Source organism: Chitinophaga sp. CB10 (assembly GCA_001870995.2).
GTDB lineage: Bacteria > Bacteroidota > Bacteroidia > Chitinophagales > Chitinophagaceae > Chitinophaga.
This window is the reverse complement of the sequence record MLAV02000013.1, coordinates 169,781-185,437: the sequence shown is the minus strand read 5'-3', so window position 1 is coordinate 185,437 and position 15,657 is coordinate 169,781. Positions and strand designations below refer to the sequence as shown.

General features: G+C 51.9%; 15 protein-coding genes. 7 read left to right on the top strand and 8 right to left on the bottom strand.

Annotation, left to right across the window (positions count from 1 at the left end; translation table 11 throughout):
- Positions 1–99: 99 nt before the first annotated feature.
- The 3 genes from BOC67_RS18410 to BOC67_RS18400 form a co-directional block, all read right to left on the bottom strand.
- A complete protein-coding gene (locus tag BOC67_RS18410) occupies positions 100–1,248 on the bottom strand; it encodes a FecR family protein (protein ID WP_291912213.1) in 1,149 nt (382 codons plus the stop codon).
- 72 nt (positions 1,249–1,320) lie between these two features.
- Complete coding sequence (locus BOC67_RS18405) at positions 1,321–1,905, bottom strand: RNA polymerase sigma factor (RefSeq protein WP_291912210.1); 585 nt, start codon at positions 1,903–1,905, stop codon at positions 1,321–1,323.
- A gap of 363 nt (positions 1,906–2,268) precedes the next feature.
- A complete protein-coding gene (locus tag BOC67_RS18400; RefSeq protein WP_291912208.1) occupies positions 2,269–3,792 on the bottom strand; it encodes a TROVE domain-containing protein in 1,524 nt (507 codons plus the stop codon).
- A 107-nt stretch (positions 3,793–3,899) separates the two neighbouring features.
- On the opposite strand from BOC67_RS18400, the gene BOC67_RS18395 reads away from it, so the two are divergent.
- From BOC67_RS18395 to BOC67_RS18385, 3 genes are read left to right on the top strand one after another with little or no spacing between them, the layout of a single operon-like run.
- Positions 3,900–4,916: a YafY family protein gene (locus BOC67_RS18395; RefSeq protein ID WP_291912206.1), complete on the top strand. Its 1,017-nt coding sequence runs from the start codon at positions 3,900–3,902 to the stop codon at positions 4,914–4,916.
- 29 nt (positions 4,917–4,945) lie between these two features.
- Positions 4,946–6,055, top strand: a complete 1,110-nt coding sequence (locus tag BOC67_RS18390; RefSeq protein WP_291912204.1) for an acyl-CoA dehydrogenase family protein — start codon at positions 4,946–4,948, stop codon at positions 6,053–6,055.
- Complete coding sequence (locus tag BOC67_RS18385; RefSeq protein ID WP_291912235.1) at positions 5,989–6,567, top strand: acyl-CoA dehydrogenase family protein; 579 nt, start codon at positions 5,989–5,991, stop codon at positions 6,565–6,567. Before BOC67_RS18390 ends, BOC67_RS18385 begins: the two co-directional genes overlap by 67 nt.
- Positions 6,568–6,810: 243 nt before the next feature.
- Here the strand turns inward: BOC67_RS18385 and BOC67_RS18380 are convergent, their stop codons facing one another.
- Both BOC67_RS18380 and lpdA read right to left on the bottom strand, forming a co-directional pair.
- Entirely contained in the window at positions 6,811–7,311 is a 501-nt protein-coding gene (locus BOC67_RS18380) for a YdeI/OmpD-associated family protein (RefSeq protein WP_291912203.1), read from the bottom strand.
- A 69-nt stretch (positions 7,312–7,380) separates the two neighbouring features.
- The gene (gene lpdA / locus BOC67_RS18375; protein ID WP_291912201.1) at positions 7,381–8,781 is read right to left on the bottom strand and encodes a dihydrolipoyl dehydrogenase; all 1,401 of its coding nucleotides are present in this window, start codon (positions 8,779–8,781) and stop codon (positions 7,381–7,383) included.
- Positions 8,782–8,917: 136 nt separating this feature from the next.
- Between lpdA and BOC67_RS18370 the strand changes: the two genes are divergently transcribed.
- The 4 genes from BOC67_RS18370 (at position 8,918) to BOC67_RS18355 (ending at position 14,281) form a co-directional block, all read left to right on the top strand.
- Positions 8,918–9,175: a hypothetical protein gene (locus BOC67_RS18370; protein ID WP_291912199.1), complete on the top strand. Its 258-nt coding sequence runs from the start codon at positions 8,918–8,920 to the stop codon at positions 9,173–9,175.
- An 84-nt stretch (positions 9,176–9,259) separates the two neighbouring features.
- Complete coding sequence (locus tag BOC67_RS18365) at positions 9,260–10,546, top strand: hemolysin family protein (protein ID WP_291912197.1); 1,287 nt, start codon at positions 9,260–9,262, stop codon at positions 10,544–10,546.
- A gap of 127 nt (positions 10,547–10,673) precedes the next feature.
- A complete protein-coding gene (locus BOC67_RS18360; protein ID WP_291912195.1) occupies positions 10,674–12,026 on the top strand; it encodes a vanadium-dependent haloperoxidase in 1,353 nt (450 codons plus the stop codon).
- Positions 12,027–12,292: 266 nt separating this feature from the next.
- Complete coding sequence (locus BOC67_RS18355; RefSeq protein ID WP_291912193.1) at positions 12,293–14,281, top strand: KUP/HAK/KT family potassium transporter; 1,989 nt, start codon at positions 12,293–12,295, stop codon at positions 14,279–14,281.
- A 92-nt stretch (positions 14,282–14,373) separates the two neighbouring features.
- On the opposite strand, the gene BOC67_RS18350 is transcribed toward BOC67_RS18355, so the two are convergent.
- From BOC67_RS18350 to BOC67_RS18340, 3 genes are all read right to left on the bottom strand, one after another.
- The gene (locus BOC67_RS18350; protein ID WP_291912192.1) at positions 14,374–14,574 is read right to left on the bottom strand and encodes a hypothetical protein; all 201 of its coding nucleotides are present in this window, start codon (positions 14,572–14,574) and stop codon (positions 14,374–14,376) included.
- Between the two features lie 33 nt (positions 14,575–14,607).
- A complete protein-coding gene (locus BOC67_RS18345; RefSeq protein WP_291912190.1) occupies positions 14,608–14,937 on the bottom strand; it encodes a DUF4870 domain-containing protein in 330 nt (109 codons plus the stop codon).
- 96 nt (positions 14,938–15,033) lie between these two features.
- Positions 15,034–15,657, bottom strand: a complete 624-nt coding sequence (locus tag BOC67_RS18340; RefSeq protein WP_291912187.1) for a response regulator transcription factor — start codon at positions 15,655–15,657, stop codon at positions 15,034–15,036.

Genomic DNA, 15,657 nt, shown 5'->3' with positions numbered 1-15,657 from the left:
ATTTGTTTTTTTGTACCAGTAAATAATCATAGATGACCCGTTTTTAATCAGTGCGACTAAATAGCAATAGCTTTGGTTGTTCGTATTTTGGTTGTTACATTAATGCACGGCGACTACCGTGAGTGTTCTGTTCTCCAGCTTGCATTGTATATCGTATAGTTCCAGTATTTTCATAACATCTTGCAGGTTCACATCGCGGCCTATCTGGCCGCCGAATTTTTTCACTGCCACTGCTGCCGCCGGCGCGTTGATACGGATATCTATATCGTACCAGCGGGCGAGTTGGCGCAGGAACGTGGGGAGGTCTGTATTTTCCAGTTCAAACATCCCGTTGCGCCAGGCGAGGACTTCGTCTATATTGGCGTTGTGTACGCTGATGCTGCCGGTGGCGGGGTCCAGGCGGGACTGCTGCCCCGGTTGCAATAACGTGGAATTTTGGTGCTGTACTACTTTTACGGCGCCGCTTACCAGCGTGGTATGCACCTGTTGTTCGTCGCTATAAGCCATCACGTCGAAACTGGTGCCCAGTACCTGCACTTCCATATCGCCTACTTTCACGAAGAAGGGATGTTTGACATCCGGCGCTATTTCGAAGTAGGCTTGCCCGTTAAGCGTCACTGTTCGTTTATCCGTAAACGTTACCGGGTATTTCAGGGAGGAGGCGGCATTGAGCCATACGTGGCTGCCATCCGGCAAGGCGACCTGGAATACGCCGCCACGGGGCGTTGCCAGCTCATTATACGCATTGGCAGCCGCCTGTTTGCTGCTGTACTGCAGCTCGCCCTCGTGCTGTTCTATGGCTACGTTGCCGGCTTTGATCACCTGGCTGCCGGTATCGCTGAGCGTTACTTTGGAGCCATCGGCGAGGGTGAGCACGGCTTTATTGCCTGCCGGCCGTATGACTTGCGCCACATGCGATGGCATTTTCTGATGGCGGGTAAGGAGGGGGTAGAGCGCTATCGCCAGGAGCGCTGCGGCGGCAGCCCCCAGCCAATACATGCGCCGGATACGGGGCGCCGTGGCTGCGGCGGCATTAGTTCTTTCCCTAATATTATCCCACATACGCTCCGAAGTAGCAAGTGGCAGAGGATGATGCTGTTCCAGGTGGCGTTGAAACAGCTCCCCGGCCAGCTCCCGCAACTCCGCCGCATCGGTGGCGGCGAGGTAGGACCGGAGCCAGGCCTCGTCTTCCGGGGTGCGTTCCGGGGACGACAGGATATCTCTTAACTTTTGTTGATCGCTTTTCAAAATGCGTTAGTGGCGTTTAATAATTATATACAATGGGTTTTTAAAAAAGGGGGGGTGGGGAGAGAAAAAATTTTAAAGTAGGGAAAGACCCAGCAGTATTACCAAAGTAGTATCGTAACTAACATGCTTGCGGGCATACTCCCGCAGGATATGCATTACCTCTCCCAGGTACTCTTTGACGGTGTATCGTGAAATACCCATCAGTTGGGAGGCCTCTTCATAGGTGCGGCCTTCCATTTTGCAAAGCTGGAACACCCGGCGCTTCTGCGGGGAGAGTTGACTGACGGCCGTTTCCAGCAGTTGCCATTGCCTTTCCACTTCCAGGTAATCGTTATCCGCAACGGCTAGGAGCTCCGCCGCTTTGCTCTTCTCGCGGAGTTGTTTTTTCAGGTGGTTGACGGCGCGGTTGAAAGTAACGGTAAAAAGCCAGGGGCCTAAAGGCCTGGCGGTATCGATTTCATGACGTTTTTCCCAGAGGGTAATGAAGGCTTCCTGGATGACGTCCTCCGTTTCGGAACCGGATTGAAGCAGCTGGAATGTTTTACGGTACAGCGCATGATGGTATTTTTCATACAGCGCTTGGAATGCTGCCTGATTGCCGGCTTGTAATTCGGTCAGGAGGCCGGTTTCATCGTGGAAGTCAGCTGCGTTGGTCAATAGCTTGGTTGCTGGGTGATTGTTTCCAAAGTAAATAAAAACTTAGCTATCAACCTGATAGTGTATTGATTAAATCTAATAGTAGATTGCGCAAAAAAGAAAAAAAGGAAGGGTAATAACTATAATGGGTGGAAGTTTCTAACAAAGAAGTAACCCATTAAAACGACACCTTCCTTTAAGGCTGTAAAAAATCACCATTGGGCAAAAATTCGCTACAGGTTTCTATTTCCGGTGCTCTACTCGTTGAGCTTCCTGCGATTGCTCGCGGGCAGGAGTTGCACCTGCTACCTCCGGGTTCCAGTCGAAGTATCCCGTAACTACGGCACCTGCGGTGATTCATATTATTAGAATTAACAAACCGGACTACGACAAAACCACTTCCTCTATCTTACTCAATGCATCCTGTCCTTTTTCAAGGGCTTCCAGCACGTCAAATACTTTATCGCTCCACCCCGCAATGAGATATACATCGTTTTCCAGGATGTCGAGGGGCGCCTGGCCGTACCCCATCAGGTCGAAGAGGTAAAGTTTTGCTGCGGGCGCCACCCGGGTTTTGTAATCTGCCCACGCCTGGCGGAAGGAGTCGGCATGTGGATTACCATTGGAATTCCACATCTGCAGGTCGGAAAAGAACATCACCTTATCGGCTTTGTAATTCCGTTTGATCAGGCTACGCAGGACGTCATGCCCGTTGGTGCTGTATCCCACTTCGCCTTCGCGTTTATAGAACTCCTGCACGTTTGCTAATACGTTTTTCCCCGGCATTTCCACCTCTTTCCAGTAATTGCCAAACATACCGGCGATGACGTGGTCGCATTTATACTGTAACAGCATTCCCAGCATCAGTCCTATATCATAGGCCAGCACTTTGCTTTTGGCGGAAACCGGCCGTTGCATGGAGCCTGACACGTCGCAGGCAATCACGATTTTGGTGTTGCCATCAAAACCCTTCATGTTACAGACGCTGGCCTGTACGGCTTTTTCCAGGGCCTCGCGGAGCTTTGCGGTTGCCCCGTGGGCCGGCAGCTCGCGGTATGCGGCCAGGAACCGGAATGGCAGCTGTTTTGCGCGCTGTACCGCCTGCGTATCGCCTAACAGGTCGCATACCTTTTGGATATGCGCGGCGCTGATATCCGCCTGCAACATATTGCGCAGGTTACGGAGCAGGGCCATATAACCCAGCTGGCCGCTGTCGATCAACTGCTCCCAGATAGTTTTGAAAGCCATGGTTTTGGCTGCCGGCGAATCATATTTATACTGGCCGGCAGCGGAAAGCTGCGTTTCCCAGGTAAAAGGCACGGCCAGCTCCTGCTTCGCTATTTTGTTGAACAGCTGTTGCTGCGCTTCGTCTTTCGCTTTCGGGTGTACGATAAACAAGGCATCGCGCAGGGTGATGGCCGCTTTACGGTTGTATTTGGCAAACTGGTATTCGTCAAATTTGTTGAACGCTGCGGATAACCCTTTCTGCACCTGCTTGCTCAGCTTATGCAGTTGCTTGGTTTCCTGGCGTTTGTTGGCCAGGGTGTAGTAGGCTAACAGTTCCGTGATCTCGTCCGCACGCTGTACCACGCGGGATACCATTTTACCTACCAGTCCATCCCCAGTATGCTGCCTGGCCAGTTCCACCGCGAGCACCATCGGGATGCTGCGGAGGTACATTTTTTCGCGGGCATATACTGCGAGTTTCGCAATAAACGCCGGGTCATTTTTAGCCATCAGCAAACGGATACGATTCAGTTTTTCAGCGTTGCCTTCGTAGAACTGATCGCTCAAAGAAGCCGTTACTACGGTGCTGTACAGCTCCATCGCAGGCGTCATGGCATAGGCTTCTGCTCCTTCGTGGTTGGTGATAACCGGTTGCTGTTTGCGCTCTAAATTGAATTTCATCTCGTTTTGTTTTACTGTGTGATTGACGATACAAAGATGCAAGGGTAAGTGCGCAGTGTTTTTGCGCAGTAAAAATTTTTTTCTATTTTGTTTGAAATTTTTTTGAAATGCCTGTAAACAGGAATGCCCTGATCCGCTATAAAACAATTGATGCCTGCCTCCGGAACCGCCGCCGGCGCTGGACTTTGGCTGATCTTATCGGGAAGGTATCCGATACCCTGTACGACTATGAAGGGATGGAAAAAGGGATCAGCCGCCGCACGATACAGGCGGATATACAGATGATGCGCAGCGATAAGCTGGGATACAACGCCCCCATCATCATCGTGGACAAGAAATATTATACCTACGAAGATCCGGATTACAGTATCACCAATATCCCCCTCAGCGATGCGGACCTTAGCCGCATGACGGAGGCCGTGGAAGTGCTGAAGCAGTTCAAAGGCTTTACGCATTTTGAACACCTGAACGGCGTGGTCCAAAAGCTGGAAGGGCACGTGTATGCCTCCGGCCACGGGCAGCAAACGATTATAGACTTTGAAAAGAACGAGTACCTGAAAGGGCTGCACCACCTGGATATTATATATGAAGCGATCGTCAACCAGGTAGTGCTGGATATTAAATACCAGTCGTTCAAAGCCAGGAGCGCTTCCCACCTTGAGTTTCACGGCTGGTGGCTGAAGGAGTTCAAGAACCGCTGGTTTGTGGTAGGTACTAAAACCGGCGTGGCGGCTCCCTTATCCCTGGCGCTGGATCGTATTATCAGCATTACCCTCAATAAGGACAAATTATACCAGCCTAACGGCAGCGGCCACACGCCGGAAACCTATTACGAACATACCATCGGCGCAACGGTAATGGATTTGCGGCCGAGTCGTGTACGCATTGCCGTTAGAAATGAGCATATCCCGTATGTGCTCACCAAACCCCTGCATAAAAGCCAGCAGGTAGTGGAATCCGGCGCCGGGCGAACGGTCATTGAGCTGCGCGTGGTGCAGAATTTTGAACTGGAAAAGGAGATACTGGGTTTTGGGGAAGGGATGGAAGTGCTGGAGCCCCTGAAACTGCGCAACCGGATAAGGGACCGCATCAGGAAGGCGGCTGAACTTTACTCGGCAGAATAGCTTAAATTTAATTACCAAAACACCACCCCATGCAGGAAGCGGATTTCGATTTTTACAGTTCCCAGAACCAGCCCCCTGTGCTGGAAGATTATAACGCCTTCGTCAGCAACCGGATACTGAAAGATGCGGCGCATGCCTATGGGGCGGACTGGATACATCCCCAGGCGGTGAAATTTGGCGCCGCCATGGGCAGCAGCGCTATGCAGCAGGCTGGCTTCCTGGCCAATAAATATACCCCCGTCCTCAAAACGCATGACCGCTTCGGTAACCGGCTGGACCTGGTGGAGTTTCACCCGGCCTACCACGAGATGATGGACGTGAGCATCAGCGCCGGTGTGCATGCCATCGCGTGGACGACGGACAAATACGGCGGCTACCTGGCGCATAGCGTGCTTTCCTACCTCAAACAGCAGATAGACGAAGGTACCAGCTGTCCGCTCACGATGACGTTTGCCGCCGTGCCTTCCCTGCGCATCAATCCCGAAATTGCCGATACCTGGCTGCCGCTGGTATTATCCGATAAATACGATCCCCGCCCCATCCCCTGGTACGATAAAAACGGGCTCACCTTTGGCATGGCCATGACGGAGCCGCAGGGCGGCAGCGACGTACGTACCAATACCACTATTGCCGCGCCGGCCGGCGGCGGTATTTATTACCTGACCGGCCGCAAATGGTTTTGCAGCGCGCCCATGAGCGATGCGTTCCTGGTGCTGGCGCAAACCAGCGGAGGGTTAAGCTGCTTCCTCGTACCACGGTTTACGCCGGACGGGATTAAGAACAAGCTTTACTTCCAGCGGTTGAAAGACAAGCTGGGCAACCGGTCCAACGCTTCCGGCGAAGTGGAGTTCCATGGCGCCTGGGCGCAGCTGGTAGGAGAGGAAGGGAGAGGCGTGGCAAATATTATGGAGATGGTAAGGCATACCCGGCTGGATTGCGCGGTGGGCTCCGCGGCTACCCTGCAGCGCGCCCTGGCGGAAGCGGTACATCATTGCAGCTACCGGCAGGCCTTTGGGGAAACGCTCATCAACCAGCCCCTGATGCGCAATGTACTGGCGGACCTTGCCCTGGAATCCATCGGCGCCACGGTGCTGGCCATGCCCTGCAGGACGAGCAGTCCACCCACTTTGTTCGTATAGCCACTCCCGTTGCCAAGTACTGGAATACAAAAAGAGCCGTGCTGGCCATGGGCGAAATTATGGAATGCCTCGGCGGCAACGGTTACGTGGAGGAATCCATCCTGCCCCGGCTCTACCGCGACGTGCCGGTGAATGCCATCTGGGAAGGCTCCGGCAATGTGCAGGCGCTGGATGTGCTGCGCGCCATGCGTAAGGAACCGGCTTCGCTTACGGCGCTGTTGCAATATTTCCAGGCGGAAAAAGGGCATAGCCCTTTGCTGGATCAACACCTGGTTAAAACCGAACAACTGCTTACCCAACCCCCGGGCGCTTTGCAGGCCAGGGCTGCTGTAACGGCGATCGCCCTCTCGATACAAGCCATAGAACTGATCCATATTGCGGCGCCTGCCGTGGCGGAATTATTTTGCCAGTCGCGACTCGGCCATCCTACTTCCGGCTGGGGATGCCTGCCGGCGGATAATATGAACCTCCTGTCGCAAACTATTGCGTACGCCTTCCAGCAACAGGCTTAAAGGTATTTTTTACCGGATTAAACTTTTTGCGCTCAGCCGGTGTTGAAGTGGTATCTGTATTTCCCGGCAATTGAAAGTAGCAGCCATCCCCGTAGTTTTCTTCATCAACTTACTGGTCATACCGGGGCAGGCGACCTTCTTATTTTTCGCGTTGCTTGTAGGGATAAGGATTGGAGCAACCTCAAAATCTTAAGACACCGTCCGGCCCCTGGTTATGACTATAACGTCCGCCCTTGTACGAAATCAGCTTGATTTTTTTGTCCCTAAATAGGTCCGCCCTGCGGCCAGGTGATTAATCGCATCCGCCATACGCTGAATACGTGTATCCGTTACCGTTACTTCCATCAGCCATTCCAGGCACTTTTTCTTTTCAGCGGCCGTCATAGCGTTATAAGCCGCCAAGGCGGCGGGCTCGTCATGCAGGCAATCGATGAAATCCTGCGCGGCTACTTCCTGCGGCTGTTCCCCGTCAGGGAATAGTACCAGGTGGACGGTAGCGCCGGCTTCTTTTTTAATCATCTTGCGGATGGCGGCATTCACGGATAAGATCATGTGACCGCCTTTTGCCGGCAGGAGGTTGCAGGGAGGTATTTCGAAACCATCGATCGTACCGCGCACTTTGCGCATGCCGAAATGCTGACGCGGGTCTTTTTCAATTTCAGGCAATGAAATATAGGTCCAGGCGTATTTTCCTTCCCAGCGTTCCAGTAACTTTTTCTTATCAATGAGGGGCTTCTCTGTCATAAAATAATAACTCCTGCCGTAAAAATAATTACTGCAGGAGTTATAAAAAAGAAAAGGATGTTTTTACGGCTAAATATTGATCGCGCCTCTGCCGGTGGCGGCGAGGTAGGCGTCTTTCATCGTTTCGGAGAAGGTCGGGTGCGCGTAGGAAATTTTACCCAGTTCCGCGCCGGTGAGTTCAAACTCCTGCGCTATTACGCCCTGGGCAATGATGTCCGCAGCGCGTGCGCCGATGATGTGCACGCCCAGCACTTCCCCGTATTTGGGATCGATGAGTACTTTTGAGAACCCGTCCAGGTCGTCCGAAGCGCGTGCGCGGCCGCTGGCTATGAACGGAAATTTTCCCTTGTTATACGGGATGCCGGCTTCTTTCAGCTGTTCTTCCGTATAGCCTACTGCGGCCACTTCCGGCCAGGTATATACGACGTTTGGAATACGGAGATAGTCGATTTTATGCGTATGGCCCTGGATGTTATCGAGGATGGCAATCGCTTCATCTTCCGCTTTGTGCGCCAGCATAGCGCCGCGGATCACGTCGCCGAGGGCGTAAATATTTTCTTCGCCGGTGCGCAGCTGATCGTCCACTTCCACGCGGCCTTTTGCATCCAGCTTCACTTTTACGTTTTCCAGTCCAAGGCCTTCCGTGTACGGGCGGCGGCCAACGGCCATCAGGCAGTAGTCCGCGCCAACGGTTTGTTCCTTGCCGGCAGTATCCAGGTATTTCAGCGTTACGCTGTTGCCATCGCTGGTCACCGTCTGCACTTTGCAGCTGGTGCGGATGTCGATCCCCTGTTTGGCAAGTACTTTTTGCAGTTCCTTACCCAGTTCCTTATCCATGGTAGGTATCAGGCTGTCGGCATATTCCACCACGGTCACCTGTGTGCCTATACGACTATAAGCGGAGGCCATTTCCACTCCTATCACGCCACCTCCTACGATTACCATAGTTTTGGGTTGTTGGGAAAGATATAAGGCTTCTGTTGAAGTAATGATCCGTTTTTTATCTATTGTAATCCCTGGCAGTGTTGCCGGTTTTGACCCGGTCGCGATAATGAAAAATTTCGAAGTGACCGTCTTTTCTTCCTTTCCGCTGATTTTAATCGTGGTATTGTTGACAAAGCTGCCCTTGCCGGTGAATACCGTGATCTTATTTTTCTTCATCAGGTAGGCGAGTCCGTCGGTATTGGATTTCACCACTTCGCGGTTGCGGGTAATGAGCCTTTCAAAATCTACTTTAATATTGTCCGCAACGATGCCCTGTTTAGGTCCCTTATGGAGGATGGCGTAGTAACTCTCGCTACTGTCCAGCATAGCCTTGGAAGGGATACAGCCTACATTGGTACAGGTACCGCCCAGTACGTCGTATTTTTCAACGATAGCGGTTTTGTACCCCAGCTGCGCGGCGCGGATGGCGGCCACGTAACCACCGGGTCCGGAGCCGATAACGACCATGTCAAAATCTTTTTCCATAGTAAAAATTAATAATTGGTGAAGACAGACGTTCCACCAGGTAAACGATCAGCAGAGCATGGTTGTTTGTCCGTTCCCATACTTTTTTCGTATAACTGGTATGGCTGTTGTTTCAGGTTTCCTAAAAAAAATCGAAATGGAAATTACTGATATTACCGTTTACATCGACAACAAACCTTATAGTTTTCATGTAAAAGTGGACCATAAGGCCCACAGCACTACTTACCAGGTGGACCCCGTGGCGGACGCAGGCCAGGTGCCGGACTTCATTCCCGAACACCTGGAATTCAATGAAGATGGGGAGGTGACGCTGAAGGAGCGTTTGAAAACGGTGGAGCAGGAGCAGCTGGCCCGGCTCGTATGGCAGAACATCCTGGATAAATACAAGCCATAACGGGTATTTATCTCCCCAATCCCGGCTTAATTACGTAAACAATAGGTTGCACCGGTTGTTAGTGCAACAAGAACCGTATTGCATATGATTTCCATTATCATCATCCTGGTCCTGATCGCTTTGAATTTTTATTTTTCCCTGGCGGAGATAGGATTGATCTCTGTGGACAAAACTATCTTGCAGCAACAGGTAGACCAGGGTAATAAAAAGGCGGCGCGCGTGCTGGAACTCATTCGTGAACCAGATGAGTTTCTGAGCGCGGTACAGGTAGGCATTACGCTGGTGGGTATCCTGGAAGGGCTGTACGGCGGCGATCTGATGGCTGCCATGCTTGAGCCCCGCTTCATCGCCTGGGGCATGCATGGCTCCTGGGCGCACCTCACGGCCCTGCTCATCGGGGTAGGATCAATTACGTACCTGACGATTGTAATCGGGGAGTTGATCCCTAAAACGCTCGCCCTGCTGGACCCTCTGAAGGTATCTTATTTCATTACCCCTTCCATGGTCATCTTCTCCAAAATCACCTATCCGTTTATAAAGTTACTCACGGCCAGCACCAAAGCCATCCTGGGCCTTTTTCACATCAACACCATCCGGGAGGAAAAGATTACTGAAAATGACCTGCGCGGCATGCTCACGGCGGCCTATAAGCAGGGAGTGATTGACAAGGGAGAGTTCATCCTGCATAAAAACCTCTTCACCGCCTACGACCTCAAAGCGGAAAACATCATGACCCCGGCCACGATGATCACCGCCATCCGCACGAATATGACCAGGGAGCAGATAACGGAAGTGATCAAAAACAGCATTCACCGCACTTTCCCCGTCATTACGCCGGAGAAGGAAATGCTGGGCGCCCTCGGCGTAAAAGATTTTTTCCTGTATCCGGAGAAGCCCCTGGAAGAAATTGTGGTACCGGTATCTTTCCTATCCGTCAACCAGGAAGTTTACGACATCTTCCAGCAGATGAAAAATGAGAATACCAATATGGCTATTGTGATTGATGAATATGGCGCGCTGGAAGGCATGATCTCCTATCATGATATTGTGTCCGGCCTGATGGGCGGGAGTTTGCCGGGATACAATATTTCAGAGCGCTTCCTGAAAAAACTCCCGGACGGCGCCTGGCAAACCTATGGCTATACGAAGTTGAGCTATATCCGTGAAACCCTGGGGTACGACTGGCTCTATGATTATGAAAGGGCGGATAATACCGTGGCGGGGCTGGTCATCGACAAGCTGAAACACATCCCTGCGGAGGGGGAGAAGGTGATTCTGAACAATGTAAGCTTTGAAGTCACCAAAATGGACCGTCACCGTATAGACGAAGTCGTGATTCGCCCCTTGCCGGACAAACCGGTTTCCAAATAAATTCTGTTTTTCTGTATATTTTTTTTCGCTACGCTGATTGGCTGCGTAGCGGCAAAATATCTTTGTAATCCAAAATCGCCCTATCTACTTTCTGACCCTGTATTTTGTAACCTCTAAAAGTAAAAGAATGAGAATTGATTGTTTGTTGACCCGTTTCACGGGGCTCTTCCTCGTTTTTGTGCTGTATGCCTGTAAGAAGCAGGACGCCTCCCTTCAGCAGGTCCCGGAACCAGCCGTTGCTGCCGTCCAGGTAGAAACGGTGAACGGGGAAGTAAATGTACCGTTGTCGTGGTACACGCTGGAATTAAAGCTGATTAAGGAAACGCCTGGCTTTAGTCCGCCCGTGGCCGCGCGGGCCATTGCCTACACCGGCATTGCCTTGCACGATGCCGTAGTAGGCAGGAGCGCCTATGCGCAAACATTAGGCGGGCAGCTGAACGGTTTGCCGCCATTGCCTCCGCCATCCCCGTACAAGCAGTACAACTGGGCCATAGCGGCCAACAGCGCGCTGGCGTCCATTGTAAAGCAGTTATTCCCCAATGCCAGCGCCGCCAATGTGCAGCTGATCAACCAGCTGGACAGTACCAACCGCGTAACCTATGCCAACAATTGCAGCGCGGATGTGATGACCCGTTCTATCGCCTACGGTCAGCAGGTGGCCACGCTGATTTACCAGTGGTCCCTGACGGATGGTGGTAAGGACGGCTATCTGAACAACTTCCCGGCGGACTACATCCCTCCGGCAGGCCCCGGCCTCTGGGTACCCACGCCGCCGGCATACCAGCGTGCCATGCTGCCTTACTGGGGCAACAACCGCACTATGCTGAAGCCGCACTGGACGGATGCGGTGGCTTATCCGCCGGTGGCTTACTCCACGGATACCGCCAGCAACTTCTACAAAGCCGCTATGCTGGTGTACCAGAAAGGCGTTGCCGGCACGCCGGAAGAGAAGGACATCGCGCTGTACTGGGCGGATGGCGGCGGAACCTTTACTCCTCCCGGCCACCTGGTTGCTATTGCGGCGCAGCTCATCCGCGACAATAACCTCAACCTCAGCGTTGCGGCCAACCTGCTTGCACAGGTAGGCATCAGCCTGAATGACGGCGGCATCAAATGCTGGAAATACAAGTTCCATTACAACGTGCTTCGCCCGGTAACGTATATACGCAGCCAGATAGACAGCACATGGTCGCCGCTGATAGCCACCCCGCCGTTCCCCAGCTACACCTCCGGCCACGCCACCTTTACCAGCGCTGCCGGCAATGTAATGGCCGCTAAATTCGGCGCCGCCTACAGCTTCACGGACCAGCAGAAAGTACCGGAAGGCTTTGCCCCGCGCTCTTTCAGCAGCTTTAACCAGATGATTGATGAAGCCAGCATTTCCAGGGTGTATGGTGGTATTCACTATGATTTTGATAGCGAGTTTGGAAAGATCACCGGGAAGACGGTGGCGGATAGGGTGGTGCTGCTAAAGTATTAGCCGGATAAACACCCGTCAAATTTTTAATAAGCCCCGGACGTACAAATGTCCGGGGCAATTTTATGCATGCTCTTAAACCGCAGGCGTTACAACAATCTGGCAAGCAGATTGTAATTATCGTGGGAGTTTTACCGCGCAAACTGGCCCTCCTGCGGTAATAACAAAGCGGGCAAGGGATGCAGTACAAAAAATGATCCCCCTGCAACCAGGGCTCAAAATAAAAATCGGACGACTACACTTTTTTGAACTGATGTAATCACATTTGCATGGGTACAAAACACCATAAATCAGTTACGGCAGCAGGGTTATTGATTGCGTTGGGCATTATTTATGGGGACATCGGCACATCTCCGCTGTATGTCCTCAATGCCATCCTGAAAGATAAAACGGTGACGGAAACAGTGGTCCTGGGCTCCTTATCTCTCGTGATTTGGACCCTCACCCTGCAAACCACCATCAAATACGTAGTGCTCACCCTGAAGGCGGACAACAGGGGAGAAGGGGGCATCTTTTCCCTTTACACGCTGGTGCGCCGGCGGCGCAAATGGCTGGTGTTCCCGGCCATGATAGGCGGCGCTTCCCTGCTGGCGGACGGGATGATCACCCCGCCGATGTCTGTCACCTCCGCCATCGAAGGATTGAGAGGCATTCGTAACATCGGGGAAATTGCGGATGGCACCATCGTGCTGATTGTGCTGACGATACTCACCATCCTGTTTTTACTGCAGCAGTTCGGCACGCATTCCATCGGTCGTTTATTCGGCCCCGTTATGACGGTCTGGTTCCTGATGCTGGGCATGATGGGACTGTTAAACCTGATGCATTATCCTGTTATTTTCAAGGCATTCAACCCCTATTACGGCCTGCACCTGCTCTTTACCTATCCCCGGGGCTTCTGGATACTGGGCGGTGTTTTCCTCTGTACTACCGGGGCAGAAGCGCTGTATTCCGACCTGGGGCATTGCGGCCGGGGCAACATCCGGGTATCGTGGGTGATGGTAAAAACCTGCCTGATCCTGAATTATCTCGGCCAGGGCGCCTGGCTGCTGGTAAACATGAACCACCAAACGGTAACGGATGAACTAATTAAAACAGGGTTTAACCCGTTTTACGCGATCATGCCGGACTGGTTCCTGCTGATAGGCATCATCATTGCCACCAGCGCCGCCATCATTGCCAGCCAGGCCCTGGTGAGCGGCTCCTTTACGCTCATAGGGGAGGCCATGCGGTTAGGGCTGTGGCCCCGCATGAAAGTCAATTACCCCACTACGCAGAAAGGCCAGTTGTTCCTGCCGGGTATCAACGTATTGCTTTATTTGGGCTGTTGCGGGATTGTATTGTATTTCCGGAAGTCCACCAATATGGAAGCCGCCTACGGCCTGGCTATCACGCTTTGCATGCTGGCTACCACCGTGTTGTTTGCCAACTACCTGGTGTTAAAACGGGTGAAGCCTGCGGTGATTTATTTATTCCTCGCTGTGTACCTGGCGATTGAAGGCAGTTTCCTCTTTGCCAACCTCGTTAAGTTTGCCCATGGCGGCTATGTGGCGCTGGTAGTAGCCGGCGGCCTGTTCTGGGTAATGTACGTATGCTATAAGGCTAGGCGTATCAAGAACCGTTTGGCGGAGTTTGTAAAGCTGGAACCTTATGTGCCCATGCTGCGGGAGCTGAGCAATGATACGGCCGTACCCAAGACCAGTACCCACCTGGTGTTTTTAACGGCCTCCGATTCCCCGGGGGAAATTGATAACAAGATCATTTATTCGATCTTCCGCCGGCAGCCCAAGCGGGCGGACATCTACTGGTTCGTGCATGTGCAAACGTTAGATGATCCTTATACGACGGAATATGAAGTAACGCATTACCTGCCCAACGAAATCATACGCATCGATTTCAAGCTGGGCTTCCGCGTGCAGCCGCGTATCGACCTCTTCTTCCGCACCGCCCTGCAGGACCTGGTGGCCCGCCGCGAAGTGAACATCACCAGCCGCTACGAGAGCCTGGAAAAGCGGCATGTTACGGGCGACTTTACCTTCGTGGTCATGGAAGCCTACCTGAACCAGGGCCACCAGCTCTCCATTTTTGAGCGTTGGATCATGGAGTTTTATTTCTGGTTGAAAGAATACACGCTGTCGGAAGAAAAAGGCTTTGGCCTGGACGCCAGCAGCGTGCAGGTGGAACTCTACCCGCTCTTCCTGAATCCCACCAGCAACATCCAACTCAGGAGAACCGCGCCCCGGCACGGAAGGCATTAAAAAAGGATTCCCGGCGAGCAATGCCGGGAATCCGGGAACTTTCAGTCCAGGAATGGACGTTGAAAGTATGTGATCCACCTCTTGTATATATACTACTTTGTTACTTCTTCTGAACTTTTATTGCTCATCATGTACAGCACACCGCCTACTACAATGAGGCCGATTTTTATAGCCCAGGCAACAGGCTCTCCCCATTGGTATATCCAGATGAGTACTTTGGGCACGTAGTTAAAGAAACCAGCGACAATGGATAAAAGGCCTATGATTACTAAAAAGGATCCGATTCTTTGCATAGTGTAAGGATTTTGTGGTTAATCAGGATGAAATTATGCGTTGAGGAAGCTGAATTTGCCTTCGAAGATAGGACCCGCTACAGGTACTGGTTTCATCTGTCCGTTGTAGGCGTTGATGATACCCATCACCCAGAGGATGAGAATAGCTATGTTGGCATACCGTACTACCGACAAGGCAGGCACGAGGCTCACCACCAGGTTGATGGCCACGCCAAGGATAATGCTGATGATGGCAATACCCAATGCCTGCTTGAGATGATAGCTTACGAAATGATCTTTAGGTTTGTCTTTATACTGGAAATATGCAATAACCCATCCGATGATGGAGATGTAAGAAATAATAGCCAAGGTTTTTCTGTCCATGCTGTTTTCGTTTTGTTGTTAAAATTTGATAACACAAAGCTACGGCCGGGGGCCAGGGATTTTTCTCCCTGAAAACAGCTATTTTAAGACGAGATATTAGAGCAAACCGTATTGCGTGGCCAGTTTAATTACAGCGGTCATGGTAGTTACATCAAATTTTTCGATGAGGTTTTTACGGTGACTTTCCACTGTATGCGTACTGATAAAGAGTTGTTCGGCTATCTGTGCGGTGGTCAGCCCTTTGCTCACCAGTCCCATGATCTCTTTTTCCCGGCGGGTGATTTTAGGAATATCCGTTAGTTCTCCTTCCTGTATCTGGCTCAGGATTTCCCGGGCGGCGTTGCAAAGGTAGGTGTCGCCCTTCAGCGCAGAGTTGATAGCCATAATGATTTCCTCGCCTACGGAGTTTTTCAGCACATAGCCATTAGCGCCGCTGTTGAGGATATTTTTAATTACCGGGCGTTCGTTGTGGACGCTCAGGGCGATAATCCTTACGTCTTTATCATTTTTACGTACCTGTTTACAGAGGTCAATGCCGTTGATGTCCGGCAGGTTGATGTCCAGCAGCACTACATCCGGTTGCAGGGTTTGGATGGCTTCCAGGCCGGCAGCACCGTTGCTGAAACAGCCGGCCACGGTGAGTTCTTCACGGGTGGCGAGCAGGTTCTTGAGTCCTTCCATTACAATCGGGTGGTCGTCTATCAATATTACTTTAATCAT